Annotated in this window: 18 protein-coding genes; 13 read left to right on the top strand and 5 right to left on the bottom strand. The window is 68.5% G+C overall.

The genetic code is table 11. The features are described from left to right. Positions 1-2: 2 nt before the first annotated feature. On the top strand, positions 3-2,030 hold the full coding sequence (locus ACYVKZ_RS08160) for an acetoacetate--CoA ligase (RefSeq protein ID WP_460991649.1): 2,028 nt from the start codon (positions 3-5) through the stop codon (positions 2,028-2,030). A gap of 42 nt (positions 2,031-2,072) precedes the next feature. Here the strand turns inward: ACYVKZ_RS08160 and ACYVKZ_RS08165 are convergent, their stop codons facing one another. Continuing rightward, the gene (locus tag ACYVKZ_RS08165; protein ID WP_460991650.1) at positions 2,073-2,855 is read right to left on the bottom strand and encodes an IclR family transcriptional regulator; all 783 of its coding nucleotides are present in this window, start codon (positions 2,853-2,855) and stop codon (positions 2,073-2,075) included. Between the two features lie 153 nt (positions 2,856-3,008). On the opposite strand from ACYVKZ_RS08165, the gene ACYVKZ_RS08170 reads away from it, so the two are divergent. From ACYVKZ_RS08170 to ACYVKZ_RS08185, 4 genes are all read left to right on the top strand, one after another. Continuing rightward, positions 3,009-3,578: a dihydrofolate reductase family protein gene (locus tag ACYVKZ_RS08170; RefSeq protein WP_460991651.1), complete on the top strand. Its 570-nt coding sequence runs from the start codon at positions 3,009-3,011 to the stop codon at positions 3,576-3,578. Between the two features lie 124 nt (positions 3,579-3,702). Then, positions 3,703-4,350 (top strand): dihydrofolate reductase family protein, encoded by a 648-nt coding sequence (locus tag ACYVKZ_RS08175; protein ID WP_460991652.1) that lies wholly within the window; start codon positions 3,703-3,705, stop codon positions 4,348-4,350. A 154-nt stretch (positions 4,351-4,504) separates the two neighbouring features. Beyond that, positions 4,505-5,170, top strand: coding sequence for a peptidoglycan-binding protein (locus ACYVKZ_RS08180; protein ID WP_460991653.1), 666 nt, complete (start codon positions 4,505-4,507; stop codon positions 5,168-5,170). A gap of 279 nt (positions 5,171-5,449) precedes the next feature. After that, positions 5,450-7,558, top strand: coding sequence for a hypothetical protein (locus tag ACYVKZ_RS08185; RefSeq protein WP_460991654.1), 2,109 nt, complete (start codon positions 5,450-5,452; stop codon positions 7,556-7,558). Positions 7,559-7,627: 69 nt separating this feature from the next. Here the strand turns inward: ACYVKZ_RS08185 and ACYVKZ_RS08190 are convergent, their stop codons facing one another. Together ACYVKZ_RS08190 and ACYVKZ_RS08195 are read right to left on the bottom strand one after the other, a co-directional pair. Beyond that, positions 7,628-8,785 carry an alpha/beta hydrolase gene (locus ACYVKZ_RS08190; protein ID WP_460991655.1) on the bottom strand — a complete coding sequence of 386 codons (1,158 nt, stop codon included), beginning with the start codon at positions 8,783-8,785 and terminating at the stop codon, positions 7,628-7,630. A gap of 189 nt (positions 8,786-8,974) precedes the next feature. Continuing rightward, the gene (locus ACYVKZ_RS08195) at positions 8,975-10,960 is read right to left on the bottom strand and encodes a flavin-containing monooxygenase (RefSeq protein WP_460991656.1); all 1,986 of its coding nucleotides are present in this window, start codon (positions 10,958-10,960) and stop codon (positions 8,975-8,977) included. A 123-nt stretch (positions 10,961-11,083) separates the two neighbouring features. On the opposite strand from ACYVKZ_RS08195, the gene ACYVKZ_RS08200 reads away from it, so the two are divergent. Beyond that, positions 11,084-11,764, top strand: a complete 681-nt coding sequence (locus ACYVKZ_RS08200) for an IclR family transcriptional regulator (protein WP_460991657.1) — start codon at positions 11,084-11,086, stop codon at positions 11,762-11,764. 17 nt (positions 11,765-11,781) lie between these two features. Here ACYVKZ_RS08200 and ACYVKZ_RS08205 read toward each other — a convergent pair whose 3' ends face one another. Both ACYVKZ_RS08205 and ACYVKZ_RS08210 read right to left on the bottom strand, forming a co-directional pair. Next, positions 11,782-12,495 carry an SDR family oxidoreductase gene (locus ACYVKZ_RS08205; protein ID WP_460991658.1) on the bottom strand — a complete coding sequence of 238 codons (714 nt, stop codon included), beginning with the start codon at positions 12,493-12,495 and terminating at the stop codon, positions 11,782-11,784. Next, positions 12,495-13,130, bottom strand: a complete 636-nt coding sequence (locus ACYVKZ_RS08210; RefSeq protein ID WP_460991659.1) for a TetR/AcrR family transcriptional regulator — start codon at positions 13,128-13,130, stop codon at positions 12,495-12,497. Before ACYVKZ_RS08210 ends, ACYVKZ_RS08205 begins: the two co-directional genes overlap by 1 nt. 261 nt (positions 13,131-13,391) lie before the next feature. Here ACYVKZ_RS08210 and ACYVKZ_RS08215 point away from each other — a divergent pair, with 261 nt between their 5' ends. From ACYVKZ_RS08215 to mhpA, 7 genes are all read left to right on the top strand, one after another. Further along, the gene (locus ACYVKZ_RS08215; RefSeq protein ID WP_460991660.1) at positions 13,392-14,762 is read left to right on the top strand and encodes an MFS transporter; all 1,371 of its coding nucleotides are present in this window, start codon (positions 13,392-13,394) and stop codon (positions 14,760-14,762) included. Positions 14,763-14,858: 96 nt separating this feature from the next. Continuing rightward, positions 14,859-15,800 (top strand): 3-carboxyethylcatechol 2,3-dioxygenase, encoded by a 942-nt coding sequence (locus ACYVKZ_RS08220; RefSeq protein ID WP_460991661.1) that lies wholly within the window; start codon positions 14,859-14,861, stop codon positions 15,798-15,800. Further along, positions 15,797-16,702, top strand: coding sequence for an alpha/beta fold hydrolase (locus ACYVKZ_RS08225; protein WP_460991662.1), 906 nt, complete (start codon positions 15,797-15,799; stop codon positions 16,700-16,702). The genes ACYVKZ_RS08220 and ACYVKZ_RS08225 overlap by 4 nt, the downstream gene beginning before the upstream one ends. Further along, positions 16,699-17,502, top strand: coding sequence for a 2-keto-4-pentenoate hydratase (locus tag ACYVKZ_RS08230; protein WP_460991663.1), 804 nt, complete (start codon positions 16,699-16,701; stop codon positions 17,500-17,502). Before ACYVKZ_RS08225 ends, ACYVKZ_RS08230 begins: the two co-directional genes overlap by 4 nt. A 10-nt stretch (positions 17,503-17,512) precedes the next feature. Further along, complete coding sequence (locus tag ACYVKZ_RS08235; protein WP_460991664.1) at positions 17,513-17,992, top strand: nuclear transport factor 2 family protein; 480 nt, start codon at positions 17,513-17,515, stop codon at positions 17,990-17,992. After that, a complete protein-coding gene (locus ACYVKZ_RS08240) occupies positions 17,989-18,771 on the top strand; it encodes an HpcH/HpaI aldolase family protein (protein WP_460991665.1) in 783 nt (260 codons plus the stop codon). The genes ACYVKZ_RS08235 and ACYVKZ_RS08240 overlap by 4 nt, the downstream gene beginning before the upstream one ends. Next, a complete protein-coding gene (gene mhpA / locus ACYVKZ_RS08245) occupies positions 18,747-20,459 on the top strand; it encodes a bifunctional 3-(3-hydroxy-phenyl)propionate/3-hydroxycinnamic acid hydroxylase MhpA (RefSeq protein WP_460991666.1) in 1,713 nt (570 codons plus the stop codon). Before ACYVKZ_RS08240 ends, mhpA begins: the two co-directional genes overlap by 25 nt. Positions 20,460-20,942: the final 483 nt, after the last annotated feature.

Consider the following 20,942-nt stretch of genomic DNA (forward strand, 5'->3'; position numbering starts at 1 on the left):
TCATGACGACGACGCCCGCCACCACGTCCGCCGCCCAGCAGGGCGCGCTCCTGCGCCCCTCCCCCGCCAAGGGCGCCTGGCCCGAGACCCGCCTGGGCCGCTTCCTCCTCACGGCCGAGAAGGCCACCGGCCGCACGCTCGCCGATTATGAGGACGCGTGGCGCTGGAGCGTGGAGGACCTCGAGGGGTTCTGGCAGCTCGTCTGGGACGAGTCGCGGATCATCGCCCCTACGCCGCCGGAGCGCGTGCTCGGGCGGCGCGAGATGCCCGGTGCGGAGTGGTTCCCCGGCGCCACGCTCAACTACGCCGAGCACGTGGTGCGGGCCCTGCGCGAGCGGGGGGACGCCGTCGTCATCAAGGCCCGAAGCCAGACGCGGGGGCCGATCGAGTGGACCGGTACCCGGCTCATCGAGGAGATCGGGCGGCTCCAGGCCGGCTACCGGCGGCTCGGCCTGGCAGCGGGCGACCGGGTCGCCGGGTACCTGCCGAACACGCCCGAGGCGCTCGCCGCGTACCTCGCGGCGGCCGGAATGGGGCTCGTGTGGGCCGCGGTGCCGCCCGAGATGGGGCCGCGCAGCGCCATCGACCGGCTCGGCCAGCTGGACCCGAAGCTGCTCATCGCCGTGGACGGCTACCGGTGGGGCGCGCGCGAGGTCGGGCGGCTCGCCGAGCTCGAGGAGATCCGGGCCGCACTGCCGGGGACCGCCGTCGTGCTCCTGCGCTACCTCGGCCCCACGGAAGGCGGCCCGACGGCGGCCCTGCCGGACGGCGTCGAGCCCTACGAGGCGCTGCGCGCCGAGCCGGGCGAGTTCCGGGCGCTGGCGGTGCCGTTCGCGCACCCGCTGACCGTGCTGTTCTCGTCCGGGACCACGGGGAAGCCGAAGGCGATCGTGCACTCGCACGGCGGGATCCTGCTCGAGCATTTCAAGGCGATCCCGCTGCAGTTCGACCTCGGGCCGGAGGACCTCGCGTTCTGGTACACCACCACGGGGTGGATGGTGTGGACGCTCATGGTGTCCTCGCTCCTGACCGGGTGCGGGCTCGTCCTCGTGGACGGGGATCCGGGCTGGCCCTCGCTCGACGGCGAGTGGTCCCAGTGGGCCGTCGCCGCCGAGACCCGTGCGACCTACCTCGCCTCCGGGTCCGCGTACCTCGCCGCGTGCGCGAAGGCCGGGCTTCGGCCCGGCGGGACCTGGGACCTGAGCCGGCTGCGGGAGATCAACTGCTCCGGCTCGCCGCTGTCCGCGGAGGCGGCACAGTGGGTGTACGACGCCGTGTCCCCGACGCTGCTGCTCGGCCCCACCTCGGGCGGGACCGACGTGTGCACGGCGTTTGTGGGCGGCAGCTTCCTCTCCGAGGTGCGGGCCGGCGAGATGGCCACGCGGGCGCTCGGTGCCGACGTCGACGCCTGGTCGCCCGAGGGCATCCCGGTTCCGGTGGGCGAGCCGGGCGAGCTGGTGGTCAAGCAGCCCATGCCGTCGATGCCGGTGGGGTTCTGGGGCAAGGACGGGGCGCAGCGGTACCGGGAGTCGTACTTCCACACCTTCGAGGGCGTGTGGTGCCACGGCGATTGGCTCGTGCACACCGCGGACGGCGGGTGGATGATCACCGGCCGGTCCGACGCGACCCTCAACCGGGGCGGTGTGCGGCTGGGGACGGCAGAGTTCTACGCCGTGCTGGACCAGGCCCCCGGCCTCGCGGACTCGATGGTGCTGCACTTCGAGGACGGCAGCGGGATGGGCCGGCTCGTGCTCGCGGTCGTGCCGTCGGATCCTGAGGGGGACCCTGCCTCGCTCGTGGCGGGGTTGAAGACGCTCATCCGCTCCCAGCTCTCGCCGCGGCACGTGCCGGACGTGATCGTTCCCGTGCAGAGCGTGCCGCGGTCCTCGATCGGCAAACGGCTCGAGGTGCCGCTCAAGCGGATCGTCCTGGGGGCGGCGGCGAAGGACGTCGTGGATCCCGGCGTGCTCGTGGATCCCGAGGGGCTCGAAGCGACGGTCGCGGCGATCCGCGCGGCGCTCGGGGCCTGAACCCAGGCTCCTCCACGCCGGCCCCCAGCGCTGCCTCGGGAGTCAGCCTTGGGGGCCGGCGGCCAGTCGGCCTTCGATCTCCGCCGCCGTCCCGCGCAGTGCCTCGACGATGCCCGGCATGGCCGGGCGCTTGAAGCGGGAGGCGGGGATCGCCGTCGTGATCGCCGCCACCGGCTGGCCAGCCGGGTCGTGGATGGCGACGCCGAGGCCGACCACGCCGGACTCGGTCTCCTCGAAGTTGGTGCCGAAGCCGGCGCGGCGCACCTCGGCCATGGACTTCTTGAGCCGGCCGATCGTGGCGATGGGGCTCGTGGGCCAGGGCGGCAGGCCGCTGCGGTAGATCTCCTCGAGATCGGGGTTGCTCAGTTCGGCGAGGATGGCCTTGCCGCCTGCGGAGGCGAAGGCCGGCATCTGGTCGCCGCGCCGGACGGTGACGCGCAGGACGGCGTCGGCCTCCACGCCGTCGACGAAGAGGATGTTCCCGCCGCGGCGCACCATGAGCTGGACCGTCTCCCCCAGGGTCTCGGCGAGCTCGTGCAGCGGGCCCTCGGCGGCCTTGCGCAGCTGGGCGAGCGAGGCGCCGTGGGCGCGGTCAGGGACGAGGGCCGGGCCGACGCGGTAGCGTCGGTCGCCGGTGCGCGCCGCGAAATTCCTCATGACGAACGTTGCCAGCATCCGGTGGGCCGTCGAGGGCGCGATCCCGAGCGACTCCGCCGTCTCCTTGACCGACAGCGAGCCCCGCTCGCGCAGCAGCTCGACGAGTCGCAGCGTCCGGTCGACCGACTCGATTGGGCTGGCCTCTGTCCCGGCGCCGTCCGGCATCATCTCCCCGTTCCGCGCCGCAGGATGCGGCGCTGCGCTCCATTCTCGCAAGACCGGCGAGATGCCACTCGAGGGAACCGCACCGAGTGCTACGGAGAGCCTGGGAAAGACGGACGATGTCTGTACGCGGAGGGCGCCCGGTGGAACGCTGGGCCCATGCGGAAACTGGTCTACGGCATGAACGTGTCCCTGGACGGCTACATCGCGGCACCGGGCGGGGACATCAGCTGGGGCGGCCCGCCCAGCGACGAGCTGTTCCAGTGGTGGCTCGACCAGGAGCGGGCCAGCGGCCTGACGCTGTACGGGCGCAGGCTGTGGGAGACCATGAGCCCCTACTGGCCCACCGCGGACCAGGAGCCCGGCGCCACCCCGGCTGAGATCGAGTTCGCCCGGAACTGGCGGGAGACCCCGAAGGTGGTCTTCTCCTCGACCCTCCACGGGCCCCTCGAATGGAACACCCGCCTGGTCAAGGGCCACGCGGCCGCCGAGATCGCCCGGCTCCGGGCCGAGGACGGGGCCCCGATGAGCATCGGCGGCGCGACCCTCGCCGCGGCCGCCATGCGCGCTGGGCTCATCGACGAGTACATGCTCGCCACCTATCCCGTCCTCCTAGGCTCCGGGACGCCGTTCTTCACCGCGCTGGACAGCTGGGTGAACCTGGACCTGATCGAGACGCGGACCTTCCCCGACGGGGTGGTGCTGACCCGGTACGGGACGCGGCGGTGACGGAGCATCCTCGCCCAACGGAAGTCCGGGCGGCAGAATGGCTCTGACGACGAAGCCCCCCGGACTGCGGCGGCGCCGCGTCGCCGCAGTATCTCGCCACACCGCCACCGCCAAGGAGACCCGCATGGCCGTTCGCGTTGACCTCAATATCTCCCTCGACGGCTACGCCTCGACCACCGACCAGACGCCCGAGAACCCGATGGGCGAGGACTGGCAGCGCCTCGTTGCGGCCTACACCGGCACCAGGACGTTCCGCGAGAGGGTGCTCGGCGACCGCTCCGGCGCGGGCACCACCGGCGTCGACGACCGCTACGGGGCGGCGTACTTCGAGGGCATCGGCGCCGAGATCATGGGCGCAGGCATGTTCGGCCTGCACACCTTCCCCGACGACAAGGACTGGCGCGGGTGGTGGGGCGACGAGCCCCCGTTCCACGCGCCGGTCTTCGTCCTCACCCATGACGCCGACCGTGCGCCCATCGAGTTCGACAACGGCACGGTGTTCCACTTCCTCTCGGCCACCCCGGAGGAGGCGCTCGCCACGGCGACCGAGGCCGCGGGCGGCGCCGATGTGCGGATCGGCGGCGGAGTGGACACGGTGCGGGCCTTCCTGAAGGCCGGACTCGTCGACCGGCTACATGTGGCGATCTCGCCCATCCTGCTCGGCCAGGGGCAGAGCCTGTGGCAGGACCTGCGCGGGCTCGAGGCGGGTTGCACGGTCAGCAGCGAGGTGGCCGAGAGCGGCGTGGTCCACGTGACGTTCGCCCGGGACTGACCGCAGGCCCCTGTTCCGATGAGCGCCCGACACACCGAGTGGACTCCGACCTAGACAGACCGGTCTGTCTACTAATACTGTTCGGAATCACGGGCTACAAGAGCACGGGTACAGGATGAGCAGGCGCTTCGCAGCGCCAGAATGGAGCACGGTGATGGGGGAAAATCCGGAGCTGCAGCCGCTGTCGGATGAGGAGCTTGCGGCGGAGGGCATCACGGCACTGCCGGACAAGGAAGTGGCGTCCATCCTTGATCTGAATGCCGATCTGAATCTGGGGATCCAGGCCGCTGCCCCCATTGACCTCGGAGTGGCCGCCAACGCGAATGTGGCAGCGCCCATTGATGCGCCTGCTTCGGCCAATGTCCTGTCGGTCGGCTCCACCGCGGCAGGGGTTGCGCATCAGGGGGCCCTGATCGACCAGGGCATCAATGCTGACGCCACTGCCAATTCGGTGCAGGACAGCAGCGTCGGGCACGCGGCTGGAGCTGGCACGACGGACGGGTCGACGGCCCCTGCCCCTGCACCCACCGGGGGGACGACCGGTGGTGCGACGACGACGACCGATCCGACCGGAGCCAACGGCAGCCTGCTGGATGTGAACGTGAATTTGGACGCCAATGCGGGCATTGCTGCGCCGATCAACGGTGCGGCGGCAGCTAACGCGAATGTCGCCGCCCCCATCAATGCAGGTGTGGCGGCCAACATCGGGACGGTGGGCAGCACGGCCGTCGCAGATGCCCAGCAGGAGGCGGTCATCAGCCAGCACGTGGACGGAGCTGCGACAGCAAGCTCTGACCAGCACTCGAACCTCCAGCAGTAGGCTCCTGTGACGGCGCCTCCGGGACGTGAGCACGCGCCTACGGCGCCGGCGTCCCCGGCTCCGGAGATCGGCGGCCCTGTCCCGGCACGTGCGGACGGCGTAGAGCTGATCGGCGAGCTGAAGGGCTCCGGCTATCGGGACGCGCCAGCCCTCGTGCGGCGCGCGGACGGTCAGACATTGCAGCTGACCCCGCTGCTCTACTCGGTTCTCTCCGCGGTGGACGGAAGGAGCAGCGTCTCAGAGGTCGCTGACCGAGTGAGTCAGGGCTTCGGCCGCCGGGTGACGGCAGAGAATGTCCGCACGCTCATGGAGCAGAAGCTGCTTCCCCTGGGGCTGCTCGCGCGGGCCGACGGTTCGCAGCCGGAAGTCCGCCGGTCAAACCCGCTGCTGAGCCTGCGCTTCCGCTACACGGTCACCGACGAGGAGAAGACGCGGCGCCTCACGGCCCCTTTCGCGGCACTCTTCCGCCCGTGGATTGTGGTCCCGCTCGTTGCAGCCTTCCTGTTCGTGAGCTGGTGGGTGCTGGCGGAGAAGGGGCTCGCCTCCGCCACCTACCAGGCGTTCGACAGCCCGGGCCTGCTTCTGCTCGTCGTCGCCGTGACGGTCTTCTCCGCGGGATTCCACGAATTCGGCCACGCCGCTGCCGCACGCTACGGCGGCGCCACACCCGGTGCCATGGGAGCCGGCCTCTACCTCTTCTGGCCAGCCTTCTACACCGACGTCACCGACTCGTACCGCCTCGGACGGGCCGGACGCGTCCGCACCGATCTGGGCGGCCTGTACTTCAACGCCATCGTCACGGTGCTCATCGCCGGCATCTGGTGGGCGACGCGCTACGACGCCCTCCTCCTGGTCGTCCTGACCCAGATCCTGCAGATGATCCGCCAGCTCACGCCCCTCGTGCGCTTCGACGGGTACCACGTGCTCGCGGACGTCACCGGTATTCCCGACCTGTACCACCGGATCCGTCCCACGCTGCTGGGCCTGCTGCCGTGGCGCTGGGGACATCCCGAGACGAAGGCGCTCAAGCCGTGGGCGCGCGCGGTCGTCACCCTCTGGGTCCTGGTCGTGGTTCCGGTGCTGCTCAGCAGTCTCGCCCTGATGGTCATCACGCTCCCACGCGTTCTGGCGACTGCCTGGGCGAGCACGGTACGCCGCGAGAACGCCCTCGCTGCGGCCCTGGGCAACGGCGACCTCCTGGGCGCTGGTGCGCAGGCCGTCATGATCCTCGCCGCCGCACTCCCCGTCCTCGGAATGGGCCTGATCCTCTTCCGAATGGTGACCCGCGGGACACGCAGCGTATGGCAGAAGACGCGCGGACGCCCGGGGCGCCGCGCTTCATCGGTAGTAGCCGGCGTCGCCCTCGTTGCCCTCCTCGCCACCCTCTGGTGGCCCAATGGGTCGACCTACCGCCCGATCCGGCCGTACGAACGCGGCGCCGTCGCAGACGTCCTGGCCGCGCGGGCTCCCGTCACGGATCGCCTCGTGCAGGGACAGGAGCGACAAGTCGCGGCGATCTGGCCTCAGGGGGCCGCGAAGCCGACAGCCGACAAACCACAGCTGGCAATGGTCCTCGTACCGCGCACCGGCCAGGCCCCAGCGGCGGAGAACACCCAGGGTCCGGCACCGGCCCCAGCACCGGCCTGGGTCTTCCCCTTCAGCAAGCCGAGCCCGCCCGGCGACGGGGGAAACCAGGCTTTGGCCGTCAACACGAAGGACGGATCGGTTGTCTACGACGTCGCCTTCGCGATGGTCTGGGTCCAAGACGGCTCCGCGCTCAACGTGAACGAGGCAGACGCGTTCGCCAGCTGCCGGGACTGCGCCGCCGTGGCCGTCGCCTTCCAAGTGGTGCTCGTCGTCGGCCAAGTCCACGCCGTCGTCCCTCAGAACCTGGCCGTAGCTGCCAACTACAACTGCACCCAGTGCCTTGCCTACGCCGTCGCCAACCAACTCGTCCTGACACTCGACCAGCCGCTGAGTCCCGCCGGAATGGCGCAGCTCTCCACGCTGTGGGACGACATCGATGCGTTCCAAGCCACCATCCAGGATCAGCCTCTGACGCAGATCCAAGCCCGCCTGAACCAATACGCGGCCCAGATCCGGCAGATCATCCAGCAGGACCCGTCTGCGACCCACCAGGCGCCCAGCAGCGCCCCAGCGGCTACCGAACCGGCCGCTCCTTCTGGGGCGCCGGCCAGCAGCGCCCCCACTCCCGCTGCCAGCGTGCCCGACACCGTCACGGCACCCTCGACTTCGGGCGCAGGAGCGCCCGCGGCGCCTGCCAGCGAAGCCCCCGCCCAGACAACCGCTGCCGACCCCACCGACACGCCACAGCCTCCCGATCCCGCCGCAACGCCCGTCCCGGCACAGACCACTCCCCCAAGCTGACCTCTGGCACGGTGCGAGAAGGGCGCGAAGGTGGGCGGTTTGGAGGATGAGTCGGGTGTCACGCTAGCCCTAGAGCTGCTCGCTGCTTCCGTCCGGACTCTGGAGGCCTTGAACGTGCTTGCCCGATCGGTGACCCGAGCCTTGGGTGGGAACGGGCACATCGAAATCGCGCACGTCCCCCTCGGCGCCGCAGGACTTCGCAGCCGGCGTCGCCTTCGGGGGATGGTCCCGGATGCTGTCCCGTTCGCACTCGACGCTGCCCCGATCGGGCTCGCCACGGCACCCACTCTCATCCTCGGGCTCCTCGGCGCAGGGGTGGTCTTCCTCCGCATCGCCTCGATCGACTCGATCGACGCCTGCGATCACGGGCACGGGGTTCCCGCGCGAGAACATGAGGATCCGGGCTCCCGGAAGGTCCGCTTGCGGGCGGCCCTCAGGAACGCGGCAGCGTCTTCGAGGGTGGTGAGTGCAGCAGGCAGGAGGCAGGATGTCGTATTCCGCCAGAACCACCATGGCCGGTGGAGCACCCGCAAGACTCGCAGCTCGAAGCGGAGACGCATCGGGTTCCGCTCGGCGGGCAACATCAGGAGCATACGCGTTCCAGAAGTAAGTCATCGCCTCCTTGGTCAGGGTGAGCTGGTTGGCCTGGCGGTGATATGACGGGTACTCCATCATGTGGTCGGTGACCGGGGAGCACAGGACTTGGGCGGCCACCGCGTCGGCCCGGCGGAGCACTGCCGCCGCCGCCAAGTTGCCTCCCGCGCTCTCACCGAGGACCGTCACGGGTGCTCCCGCGCACCCCGTGAGTCTCTCGACGTGCGCTACTGCCCAGTCGACAGCTTTCACGGCATCATCGACAGCCGCCGGGTAGGGGTGCTCCGGAGCCTTCCGGTACTCGACCGCGACTACCGTCATCTCAGACAGATGAGCGAGGTGCCGGCTCACGGGCGTCACAGCGTTGATGTTGCCCAGGACCCAGCCTCCTCCGTGGAATACGAGGACCACCCCGAGGGTCGTGGGGGCGGGCTTGAAGACCCGGACGACCACGGGCGTTGCCGAATCGATGAGGACGTCTTCCTCATGGCTCATCTCCGCGCCTCTTCCCAGTGCGGGAAGATTGCGCATGGCTCGTCTTCGGGCCTCGCCCAGCGGAACCTTATGCAGGGGCGGGCGGTCAACCGCGCGCATTGCGTCGAGCATCTGCTGGCTGGCGGCGTCGAGTGGCATGGTGTCTCCTGGCAGGCTCAGACTCCCGTACTTGCCGTCAGCGTGCGGGCAAGTCGTGATGAGTACTTCGTCAATGGGGCGAGAGCGCCACTGCCGCGGTGACCTCTCGACATCACCATGCGGCCGATGCGGTGGGAGGGCCGGACCAGGCCGGTGGCGTGGCGCCGAGGACGTGGCGGATCCCTTCGGTCAGCGGTGGGCTGTGAAGTCGCGGTCGAAGTCGACCTCGTGGGTGAGCTGCCAGTATTCGAGGTGACTGAACGGCCAGATCTGGGACACGCGACCGTGGCGGTTCTTGTACCAGGTGCGCACCTGCGGCTGTCCCCAGGCGCGGGTGGCGTTCGCGGCATCGACCTTCGCGACGAAGTCGTCGAGCGCGCGCTGCGTCACCGCGAAGCCCTTCACGCCGCGCAGCAGCGTCTGATGGATAGCCTCGACTGCAAATTCGACGCCGCACTCCATCATGAAGTGCTGGCTGCCGTGCACCACATAGTTCGTGTTCGGGCCCATGATCATGAAGAGGTTCGGGTAGCCGGGGACCGAGGCGCCGGCCCATGCCCGAGCGTCGCCGTCCCAGTGCTCCTTGAGGGTCTCGCCCGTCGCACCGCGGACCTCCATCGGGTCGAGGAAGTCGGAGGCCTGGAATCCGGTCGCGTAGACGACGACGTCGAACTCGTGAAGCTCCCCGTCGGCGGTTGCTATCCCCTTCTCCGTGAAGTGGTCGATGCCACTCGTGACAATCCGAGCGTGCGGTCGCTGCAGCGCCTGTGACCATACGCCGTTGTCCCGCAGCATCCGTTTGGCGCCCGGCGGATAGCTGGGCACCACGGTTCCGACGAGCGCGGGATGGTCCTTCCACTGCTCCGTGATGATGTCGGTGAGGATCTGGCGCACCTTGAGGTTGACGGCAGAGACGGAGTCCTCGCGCTCCCAGCCGGGGGCGGCGACCACCGTGTGGGTGCGGCCCGTGGCAGATTGGAAGAAGCCAGAGAGTCGGAACCACTGACCGTAATAGGGGACGTGCTCGCACAGCCAGCTCAGTGCCGGTGGCGTGGGGTCGTGGTAGTTGGGCGCCGGGACCATCCAGGGCCCAGATCGCTGGAACACGGTCAGCTGCGCGACGCTGTCCACGATGGCGGGAACGATCTGGTAGGCGCTCGCACCGGTGCCGATGACGGCGACCCGCTTGCCGTCCAGGTCCACCCCATGGTCCCAGCGCGCCGAGTGCATCTGCGCACCGCGGAAGTCGCCGCGCCCCGGGTATTCCGGGATATTCGGCCGCTCGAGCTGGCCGACCGCCGAGATGACGGCATTGAAGCGTTCGATGGTCTCCGCGCCGCCGCTCGATCGCGTCACGACCTCCCATTCGCCTCGCTCCTCGTCCCACCGGAGAGCAGTGACCTCCGTGTCGAACACGACGTGCTTGCGCAGGGCGGCTCGCTCCACGATCTCCAGCGCATACTCCTCGACCTCCTCTCCCCGGGCGTAGGCGCTGGGCCAGTCGGCGCGCTGGGCGAAGGAGTAGCTGTAGGCGAAGGTCGGGGTGTCCAGGCGCACGCCGGGATAGGTATTGGCCCACCACACTCCGCCGACGTCGGGGTTCTTCTCGAAGGCCGTGAACGGCACGCCTGCCTGGCTCAGCCGGTACATCGCGGCGATGCCGGACATGCCTGTGCCGATCACCGCCACCCTGAACTCTCGGCCCTGGGCGGCCTCTTCGAACGTCCAGCCAAGGGCCCCGAGCTTCTTCGGCGCGAGGTCGAGCTCGTGGGTCAGCAGCGCGGTATCGGCATCAGCTGCCCCATTGGTGAGGAAATCGAGCAGGATGTGGGTCTCTGTCGGATCGAGGCGGCGCGGCCTGGTGAGGTGCTCGTCCCGGACCTGCTTGAGGGCGGCGAGGGCCAGATCGCGCGCCTTGGTCTGAGCCTCGGGGCTCAGTCCGCCCTGCGGGGCCGGAACGACATCCGCTGGCGGGAACGGGGGCCGAAGCTCGGGCCGAAGGATCTGGGAGTCTCCGGTGACGGCTGCGAGTGCGACGAGCAGCGACGGCAAGTCAGCCTGGTCGACAATGCGCTGCAGGAACGCATCGTCCTCAGTGATCGGCTCGTACTCCTCGCGCCAGTACAGGTCGTCGACGGCTTCTGAGTGCGTGGTGATCGAGGCAGGAATCATCATTGAAGCCTCCGGGATGCGTAGTGACGTGTAAATAATGTACCCATGGTGCATATCTTGAGTAGATAATGGTTACAGACAGTTGCCATTGTCAAGCCACTCAAGGGGCGCAGATACTCTGTGAGCATGTCCGAGACTCCTCCCGCGGCCCCTCAGGGGTCGCAGACGCTGGCGCGCGGGATTCAGGCGCTCAAGAACGTGGCGACGTCGGGCAATGGACTCTCAATTCAGGAAGTGGCGGCCGGCTTGGGCATCCACCGCAGCGTCGCCTCGCGGCTGCTGCAGACCCTTTCAGAGAGCGGCCTGGTCGCGCGTGGAGGCGATGGCCGCTATCGCGCGGGCGCGGGGCTCATCCCGCTGGCGCGCAACGGCATCGCCGCCTTCCGTGAGGAGGTGCTGCCCGAGGTGAGGCGCCTCTCCGACAGTCTGGGGGCGACGGTCGCCCTGTTCGTGGAGCAGGCAGGGGCAGCCTACGCGCTGCTGGTCGAGACTCCGCGATCGGCGGGCTTCCACCTCTCGCTCAGCGAGGGAGCCAGCTACCCTTTCGACCACGGCGCTGCCACCTGGGCGCTGCGCTCCCTTCACCCGGCACGCCCGAACGATCCTGCCGTCCTGACCGAGGCGCGCTCGCGCGGCTGGGCGCGCACTTCCGGCGAGGTTGAGCCGGGGGCGTACGCTCTGGCGGTCCCGATCGGCTCAGACGGGCTGCGCCCGAACGCCTGCCTGGCGGCCATCACCCTGCGGGAGGAGATACTCGACGGCGCACTCGAGCCGATGCTCGAGTCTGCGCGGGTGATTGCCGCATGACCTTCAGGTAGCCGGCATCAGACGGCGCGGGAGCTGCCGCCGTCGACACGGATGTTCTGCCCCGTGATGTAGCTCGACTCGTCGCTCGCGAGGAAGCGGACGACGCGCGCGACCTCGGCCGTGCTGGCCGCACGGCGCAGGGGGATGCGGGAGGTCCATTCGGCGGGGACCGTGCTGGGGTCTGGCTTGGTGAAGCCGGGTAGGACGTTGTTCATGCGGATGCCCCGCGGGCCGTACTCGTCAGCGTAGAGCTTGGCGAAGGAGGCGAGGCCAGCGCGGATGGTGGCCGAGACCGGGTACGCGGGGTTCGGCTCGAAGGGCGAACTCGTCGAGATGTTCACGATCGACCCGCTCCGGGGCTGCAGCATGTGTGGAGTGACAATGCGAGCCATGCGGACGACATTCAGCAGGCAGATCTCCAGCCCGTCCACCCAGTCCTGATCGGTCAGCTCGAGGACCCCGCCCTTGGCAGGGTGACCGGTGCAATTGACGACGGCGTCGACGCGCCCATAGGTGGACACAGCCAGGTCGACGACTGCCTGCAGGTCGTCGACGGAACGGTTCGAGCCGGCCATGCCGACGCCGCCGACCTGGCGCGCGAGGTCCGCGGCGCGCCCGGAGGGCGACATCGCGGCGATGCGATAGCCGCAGGCGGCGAGCTCGGTGGCACACGCCGCACCGATGCCGGACCCTCCCCCGACGACGATCGCGACCTTCTCGGGATTGGCCATCAGGACTCCCCCTCCTGCGACTTCGCCTCGGCACCGCGCTTCGCATAGTGTTCGGTCAGCAGGTCGACCGCCAGGGTCGACAGCTCGGCGAGCTCCTTGAAGTCGACGTCATCACCGGCTGAGGCCGATACGTAGAATCCCTCCGTCAGCGCCCGGCCGAAGGCCACGATCTTCCGTGCGAAATCCGGATCCGCCCCGAGGGCCTGCGCCGGGAACTGCCCGCCCACCTGCCCCAAGGCGGTCTCGAACATGTCCGCACGGATCTGAAGGTACTTCTGGCGCGCTTCGTTGTCCTCCAGACGCTTCTCGAGGGCGAAGACCAGACCGATGACCCAGAACGCGTGCTTCGCATTGGCGGGGTCCGATCGAGGGGCAGCCGCGCCCGCAATCGAGCTGCCCAGCAACTCACGCTGACTCCGTCCCCCGACCGAATCGCGCCAAAGACCGAAGCAGTAGTCCAACAGCGCGACGAATAGCTTCTCCTTGTTCTCGAAGTGCCAGTACACCGAGCCGATAGGGAGCCCCGAGACACGCGCAACCTCCGACATCGTAGTCCCCTCGTAGCCTGCCTCAACCGCGAGGCCGAGGACCGCGTCCAGGATTGCCTTCTCGTTCTCTGGCGTCGTGTAGTGCACGCTCCTGCGTTTGGCCATGCTCACCAACTTCCCGGATCGTCTGCGACCTCAAACCCCTTGACGCCTGTGTGACCCACGATATACCGTCGCATCAATCCAGAACCTGCATTCTAGAATTCAGCAATTTGCGATCTGGAGAATGGCTCCACCTACCTAAGACCCCGACCGTTCCGGCCGTCCCTGCGCAGCGTTGCGCCACCGGCCGTGAGCGCGCTGTGAAACCCGAACGGATGAGGACGGGTCTCGCGCAGAGAGGCACTCATGAAGGTCACTGAATTGATCGCCGGTTCGAAGATGAGCCGGTTCCAGATCCTCGCCGTCGCCACCGCCATCGTGCTGACGGTCCTCGAGGGCTACGACTCCGCCATGATGGTGTTCGTCGCGCCCTACGTCACCAAGCAGTTCGCATCCTCCGCCAGCATGATCGGACTGGTGCTCGCGGGCGCCTTGATCGGCATGGTTGTCGGTTCAGTCATCGTTGCACCCATTGCCGACAAGGTCGGTCGCCGCCGCATCGCTATCGTCGGCACCGTTATCGTCGCCATCGGCATGCTCGCTTCTCCGTTCTCCACCGACATGACCAGCATGCTGTGGGCCCGCATCGTGACGGGCCTCGGTGTCGGCGCACTGATCTCCGTCGTCGGCGTCATCGCCGCCGAGTACTCGAACCGGCGCGTCTACCCGGTGGTCATGGCGATCTATTCCGCCGCCATCAACATCGGAGCCGTGCTGGGTGCCGTCATCATCGGACCATTGCTGCCAGTCCAGGGCTGGCGGTTCGCGTTCTGGGTCGGCGTCGTGCTTTCCATCATCGCCATCGTGCTCGCAGTCGCGCTCTTCCCCGAGTCGATCGCCTGGCTCGCCGCGCGCCGAAAGCCCGGCTCACTCGAGCGCCTCAATAGCACCCTCGCCCGGATGGGCCACGATCCCCTGCCCGGACTCCCCGAAAGCCAACTGCCGGCACGCGAGGGCAGCAGCGCACTGCGCACCGTCTTCTCCAAGCAGCTCATGGGTCAGACGGTGCTGATGATCATCGGCTACATTTCCTTCCTCGTCGTGTTCTACTTCGCCAACAGCTGGGCTCCGAACACCCTCGCAGCGGCGACGAAGAATCCGGCGCTCGCAGCTCCCACCACACTCTCGCTGGGTCTTGGTGGCATCATCGGCGCCTTGGTGTTCGGCTTCATCTCCACCCGTGTGAACCCGCGGATCCTCACCCCCATCTTCCTCATTGTCGGCGCCGCCGGCCTTGCGCTGTTCGGCTTCATCGAGACCAACCTGCCGGCTTCGCTGATCGAGCTCTTCGTCGCCTCCTTCTTCTTCAGCGCGGGCGTGACGGGCTTCTACCAGATCATCCCCAAGCTGTACCCGACTCTGGCCAGGGCCACCGGGTATGGCATCGTGGCCGGTGCCGGGCGCATCGGCGGCATCGCCTCCCCGATCCTCGCGGGCGCCGCGTTCGACGCACACATGCCAGTGCCGGCCGTCTTCGTGATCTTCGCGCTGCCGCTGGTCGTCTCCGCGCTGACCATCGCCGGTCTCCACGCGCTCGAGTCCACCCAGCGCAGGCGCGCAGCAGCGACCCAGAATGCGGCCGAGGAGAACGAGGCCCTCGCCTCACCCACCAGCTGATACCCCCCTTCCGCGCCGCCGAGTTTCAGGGCAGCGCGGAAGGCGACTTTTCTAGAACGAAAATTCTAGAACTTTATTTCTGAGAGGAAGCAACCTATGACTCTAGCGGTGGCAGCCCTGTCCCACGCCCCTTCCTTCGGCAACGTCGACCCCGGCGGGAGCACGTTCGCCGAGATCCAGTCCGCCATCGGAGAGGTCAAGGCCTTTGTGAAGGACTACGATCCCGAGGTCGTCGTCGTCTTCGGCCCAGACCACTTCAACGGCCAGCTCTACTCACTCATCACGCCATGGGCGGTGGGTGCCCAAGCTGAAGGCGTCGGGGACTACAGCACCACCGAAGGCCCACTACCCGTGGACAGCGCCGCCGCCCGCTCCCTGCACGCCCACGTGCTCGAGCAGGGCATCGAGATCGGGCGCTCCGAGCGCATGAAAGTCGACCACGGCGTCGTCCAGCCGCTCGACTTCGTCTTCGGCAAGGACTTCACCCAGCCGATCGTCCCGGTCTTCGTGAACTCCCTCGGTATCCCGCTGACCCCCATGCGCCGAGTCCGCGAGATGGGCGAGGCCTTCGGCAAGGCGGCCCAGGCGCTGGACAAGCGGGTGCTCTTCCTCGCCTCCGGGGGGATCTCGCACAACCCGCCGATCCCGCGGTGGGAAGGGGCTCCCGGGACCATGCAGGAGCGCCTCATTGCGTACGCCCCCACCCGCCAGGAGCGACTGGACCGCGAGCAGAAGATCGTCAGCGGGATCCAGGCGATCGCCGACGGCAACGCCCCGAGCGACCCGTTGAACGAGGAGTGGGACCAGCTGCTCCTGGACACGTTCCGCTCTGGGGACCTGAGCCCTGTGGACGGGTGGGCGAACGACTGGTTCTTGGCAGAGGGCGGATCGGCGGCGCATGAGATGCGAAGCTGGGTCGCTGCCTATGCCGCGCTCTCCACTGCCGGGACGTACCGCCTTCCCGTTGACCACTATTGGCCGGTGAAGACTTGGGGCGCCGGCTTCGGCATCCAGGCTGCGATCACGGAGGCCTCATGACCTCCCCGGCCCACGTGCTCTCACCCGCCGCGAAGGGCGCGACGGGGCTGGCCACCTTCTGGGAAGCCGTCGCCGACCTTCCGCACCGGCTGGAATACGTCCAGATCGGCGCCTGGCGCACCCGCGTGCTGCACGTCGGCCACGGCGAGCAGACAATCGTCCTGCTCAACGGCACCAGCGGACACATCGAAGCGTTCACGCAGAACGTCCGCGCCCTCGCTGCCCGCTACCACGTCATCGGCTACGACTATCCCGGGCACGGCTTCACCACTCTGAGCGACCACGACCTCGAGATCCCCGAGTACGAATCCCACCTGCTGGCACTGCTCGATGCCCTCGGCCTCGAGCGGGTCCACATCATCGGCGAATCTCTCGGCGGCTGGATCGCGATCAAGTTCGCCGCCCACCACCCCGAGCGCGTGCGCACCATCGTGCTCAGCGCTCCCGGAGGCCGGGTCGTGGGCGAGCAGAGGGTCGACCGGGCCCAGTCGGTGAGCATGCAGGCAGTCGCCGACCCCAGCTACGAGAACGTCAAGAAGCGGCTCCAGGTCGTCATCCACGATGCGGAGAAGATCACCGACGAGCTGGTGAAGGTCCGCCAGGCCATCTACTCGCAGCCGGGGTTCGGAGAATCCATGCGCCACATCTCCGTGCTACGCCAACCCGAAGCGCGGTGGCGCAACCGGGTCACCGTTGAGGACTACGCGGCGATTCCGGTGCCCGCGCTGCTGGTCTGGACGGACCACGAGCCGACCGGGGGCCCGGAGGTCGGCAAGCAGTTGGCGGCGGCCATCCCGGACGGCGAATACCTGCTAGTGACCGAAGCCGCCCACTGGCCGCAGTGGGAGGGCTCCGATGCCTTCAACGAGCACACGCTCGACTTCCTGAGGAGGAAAGGGTGACCAGCACAGCGAGCGAGCAGACCATCGAGGAGATCGCGAACGAGATCTACCTTGCGCGCCGCGGGACGTACACGATCGACTACGTCAGCCCTCGTCTGCCCGACCACGACCTCGAGTCCGCCTACCGGATCTCCGAGATCGTCGCCGCCCGCCGAGAGGCCGAGCTCGGCGTGAGGCGGGCAGGCCGCAAGGTCGGGCTCACCAATCCGCTCGTGCAGCAGCGCGTCGGCGTCTTCGAGCCGGACTACGGAATCCTCCACGACGACATGGTGTTCCCCTCCGGTGCCAGACTGGCCCAGTCGCGCTTCAATTTCCTGCGCATCGAGGCCGAAGTCGCGTTCGCTTTGAAGGAGGACATCCTCGACACCCGGCTCGAGGCCATCAGGGACTCGATCGACTATGTCACCCCGGCGTTCGAAATCGTCGACTTCCGCTTTCCCGGTAACGTCGGCGCGATCGTCGACACCGTCGCCGACAACGCCGGGTGCGGGGGGCTGGTCCATGGCGAGGAGAGACACGCCTACGGCGATGTCGACCTGACGGCCGCGGAGATGGTCATCACGACCGCGGACGGCCTCGAAATCACCCGTGGCATCGGCAGCAATGTGCTCGGCGACCCGATCAATGCGGTCAAGTGGCTCGCCGAGACCGCGATGCGCATCGGCCAGCCTCTGCGCGCCGGCGAGCTACTGCTCTCAGGCTCAATCGGCTACATCGAGCCCTGGCCAGCCGACGTCGAGTGCATCGCCACCATCACAGGGCTGGGCCGCGTGACTGCGACCCTCGATTCGAACAGCTGAGGACATAGCGATGACCGAGAGAACATACGGCGTCGATATCGAGACCCGAACCGAGATCGAGCAGCTCGTCTCCGAACTGCTCTACCGCCTCGACCACAATCGGGCCGACACCACCTGGGAGCTCTACACCGAGGACGCCGTCACCGTAGGACCGCTCGGCACCATGAAGGGCCGCGACGCTATAAAGTCCTGGGGAGCAAAGCGCGCACAGCAGACCGACGTCGTCGGACTCCATGTCATCGGCGGGATCCGCCTCGCCTGGGAGGGCGAAATCCTGGCCGGAACCGTCACGTACTTGACCTTTCGCGATGCGGCCGAGGACGTGCTTAAGCCGGCGAGCGTCGGCGAGTTCCGCGAGCAGTACCGCAAGGTCGACGGCGGGTGGCGCTTCGCGCGCCGCGAGATTGTCCCCGTATTCGGCGGCGCCAACGCGGCGGCGCACGCCAAGCGCCTCGCCGACGCCGAGGCCGTGAACGCGGGGCCACGGTGAAGCCGGTTGCCCTGGCATCGGGAGCACCCGCCCCTGCGCTGCTGCACCAGGCGCTCGCCTCGCAGGCCGCCGCCGAATTCGTCATGGCATCCGGCTACGACGGCGTGATCGTAGACCTGCAGCACGGCGAAGTGGGACTCGACGACGCGTGCCGAATGCTTCGCGCGGTCCCCCGCGAGCAGAGCGAGTATGCCTACGCCCGGGTCGGCTCCATCGACGCCACGTCGATCCTGCGCCTGCTGGACTCCGGTGCACGCGGGATCATCGCCCCCACGGTGGAGACGGCCGAGCAGGCCGCCCGACTCGTCGCAGCGACCAAGTACCCTCCGCTCGGCAGCCGCAGCCTTGGACCCTCCCGTCCCGCCCTCTACCCGGGCCAGGACTACACCGCGGCCGGCAACCGCGCCGTCTCGGCGGTGGTCCAGATCGAGACGCGCGCCGGCTTGGAGAACGCCGACGCGATCTTCGCCGTCGACGGCCTCGACTCCGTATACATCGGTCCGGCCGACCTCGCGGTGAGCTACGGGCTCCCCGGGCGCGGGGACTGGACCGACGGCCCCGTGCGCGAGGCGATCGGCGAGCTGTCCGTGAAGGCCCGCGCTGCTGGCCTCACCCTCGGGATCTACTGCGCTTCCGCCGAGTATGCGAGCGGGCTCCTCGAGGAAGAGCTGGTCGACTACGTCGGCCTCGGCATCGACCTCGTATTTCTGAACACCATGGCAAGGTCCGCCATCAAGGCACTGAGGAGCGAACAATGGGCTACGACGCCGACGTCGTGATCATCGGGGCGGGCCCTGTCGGCCTGACCCTGGCCAACCTGCTGGGCCTGCGTGGGATCGACGTGCTCTTGCTCGAGGCCGGCGAGGAATTGATCGACTACCCGCGGGCCGTCGGGATCGACGACGAGGCCATGCGGGTCATGCAGTGCATCGGCCTCGTAGAAAAGGTCCTGCCGCACACCGTCCCCGACCAGCGGATCCGCCTCGTCAACGGACGCGGCACGGTCATCGGCATCATCGACCCGGCAACCCGCGTGTTCGGCTGGCCGAGACGCAACGGCTTCGTCCAGCCTCTCGTCGACCGGGTGCTGCTCGAAGGCCTGCACCGCTTCGGGAACGTGAGGGTCCGATTCGGGACCCGGATGACGGAGCTGAGGCAGGACGGCGAAGGCGTGACCGCACGCTGCCGGGAAGGAGCCGGCCAGGAACACGACGTCCGCGCGAAATGGGCGGTGGCCGCGGACGGTGGAAGCTCAGGAACCCGGAAAGCCCTCGGCATCAGCTTCGAGGGAGAGACCCGCAAGACCCCCGGACTGGTCATCGACGTCGCCAACGACCCCATCGGCACACCCCACGCGGTGTTCGGCGGTGACCCGAAGCGCGGCTGGGCCACGCTCTCGCTCCCGCATGGCATCCGCCGCTGGGAGTTCAACGTCCTCCCCGGCGAAGAGGACCGGGCCGAGACCGATGCCTTTGTCTACGGTCTGCTGGCCGACCACGTCCCCGATCCGAGTGCGCTGAACATCATCCGGCGAAGGGTCTACACCTTCAACGCCCGCATCGCCGGTACCTTCCGCCAGGGTCGGGTCCTGCTGGCCGGTGACGCAGCACACGTCATGCCCGTCGTCGCTGGACAGGGCTGGAACTCCGGCATCCGCGACGCGGTCAACCTCGGCTGGAAGCTCGCAGCGGTCGTCGACGGCCGTGCCGACGCCGGCCTTCTGGACACCTACGACCAGGAACGCCGTGACCACGTCGCGGCTATGATTGGCCTGTCCCTGAACATGTCCCGGCTCATGACGAACCGGAGCCGTCTGGCCTCGGCGGCCCGCGACCTCAGCGCCGCCGTGATCTCGAAGCTGCCCAAGCTCAAGCGACAGGTCTCCTCGCAGGGCTTCAAGCCCATGCCGCAGTACGACCGCGGTGTCGTGGTGCCGTCATCGCTCCCACGCTCGAAGTCGGTGCCAGTCTCCTCCGACTCGCCCCTCTCCGTCGGCACGCTGTTTCCACAGCCCCGCGTACGAACGGCAGACGGAGGCGAGAAGCTGCTCGACGATGCGACCGGCACCGACTGGCGCGTCATCGTATGGAACAACGACCCGGCCGCACTGATCTCCCCCGCCACCGCTGAGCTGCTGCCCGTCCTCGGCGCTACCCTGGTACACGTCGTTCCCGCCGAGCAGCTCCCCTGGGCGGCCGCCCACGCGGCCGCCGGCGTCGCCGTCGTCGGCGACCCCTCAGGAGAGCTGAAGCGCTGGTTCGACGTTCGGCCCTTCTCGGCTGTGGTGGTCAGGCCCGACCACGTGGTAGCAGCCGAGTGCCTCGCCCAAGAGCTCGACGTGACCCTGCAGAAAGTCTGCTCCGCCGCCTGTCTCGTCCGCCCGGCCGCCCGCGACGACGAGCGAGCAGAGGCCGCACGTCGTGCCGACCTAGGCACTGACGCGCGCGAGGCTGCACCCGTGGGCTGACGGTCCCAAGGGCCTCGTGTACGACTGCCCTCGCGGGGCCGAACCTGCATCCTCACCTTCTACCGCCAGGAGAATCACTGTGCTCACTCGCACAGAAGCCACCCGCCAGCATGATGCCCGCCCCACCGCCGACGATGGCCGAGCGCTCGGGGCGAAGTGACTTCCCGATTCAGATCAATGAATGGGCACCCCATTGGGATGTCATCGGACATTGGCCCTGCCGCTTCTTCTCTCGCGCTCGCCTGGGGATCCGGGCTTCTGCAAGAGCTGGCCTGTGCTTCTCCCGCCTAGATGCTTCATGCACCGCCGGGCAAGGCTCTTGCTCAGCCCTGCGCGGCGCGCCAGATCCTCGGCTCTGATCGCCGTCCATTTGTCAGGGGCCTCTCTCAAGAGAATGCTCTCGACGCGTCGTACGGCCCAAACTGGAAGGGCTGCCTGGCTCATCCGGCCCCCACGGGACCGGCGTCTGGCACGTGGACGTGC

The sequence above is a fragment of the Sinomonas soli genome, from assembly GCF_054782415.1.

Excerpts from the sequence above, each read along its gene's own strand:
- ACYVKZ_RS08205 (WP_460991658.1), bottom strand. The coding sequence starts at position 12,495 with ATGGCCAATCCCGAGAAGGTCGCGATCGTCGTCGGGGGAGGGTCCGGC.
- mhpA (WP_460991666.1), top strand. The coding sequence starts at position 18,747 with ATGGGCTACGACGCCGACGTCGTGATCATCGGGGCGGGCCCTGTCGGC.
- ACYVKZ_RS08235 (WP_460991664.1), top strand. The coding sequence starts at position 17,513 with ATGACCGAGAGAACATACGGCGTCGATATCGAGACCCGAACCGAGATC.
- ACYVKZ_RS08195 (WP_460991656.1), bottom strand. The coding sequence starts at position 10,960 with ATGATGATTCCTGCCTCGATCACCACGCACTCAGAAGCCGTCGACGAC.
- ACYVKZ_RS08225 (WP_460991662.1), top strand. The coding sequence starts at position 15,797 with ATGACCTCCCCGGCCCACGTGCTCTCACCCGCCGCGAAGGGCGCGACG.
- ACYVKZ_RS08200 (WP_460991657.1), top strand. The coding sequence starts at position 11,084 with ATGTCCGAGACTCCTCCCGCGGCCCCTCAGGGGTCGCAGACGCTGGCG.
- ACYVKZ_RS08220 (WP_460991661.1), top strand. The coding sequence starts at position 14,859 with ATGACTCTAGCGGTGGCAGCCCTGTCCCACGCCCCTTCCTTCGGCAAC.
- ACYVKZ_RS08175 (WP_460991652.1), top strand. The coding sequence starts at position 3,703 with ATGGCCGTTCGCGTTGACCTCAATATCTCCCTCGACGGCTACGCCTCG.
- ACYVKZ_RS08170 (WP_460991651.1), top strand. The coding sequence starts at position 3,009 with ATGCGGAAACTGGTCTACGGCATGAACGTGTCCCTGGACGGCTACATC.
- ACYVKZ_RS08180 (WP_460991653.1), top strand. The coding sequence starts at position 4,505 with ATGGGGGAAAATCCGGAGCTGCAGCCGCTGTCGGATGAGGAGCTTGCG.
- ACYVKZ_RS08190 (WP_460991655.1), bottom strand. The coding sequence starts at position 8,785 with ATGCCACTCGACGCCGCCAGCCAGCAGATGCTCGACGCAATGCGCGCG.
- ACYVKZ_RS08165 (WP_460991650.1), bottom strand. The coding sequence starts at position 2,855 with ATGATGCCGGACGGCGCCGGGACAGAGGCCAGCCCAATCGAGTCGGTC.
- ACYVKZ_RS08215 (WP_460991660.1), top strand. The coding sequence starts at position 13,392 with ATGAAGGTCACTGAATTGATCGCCGGTTCGAAGATGAGCCGGTTCCAG.
- ACYVKZ_RS08160 (WP_460991649.1), top strand. The coding sequence starts at position 3 with ATGACGACGACGCCCGCCACCACGTCCGCCGCCCAGCAGGGCGCGCTC.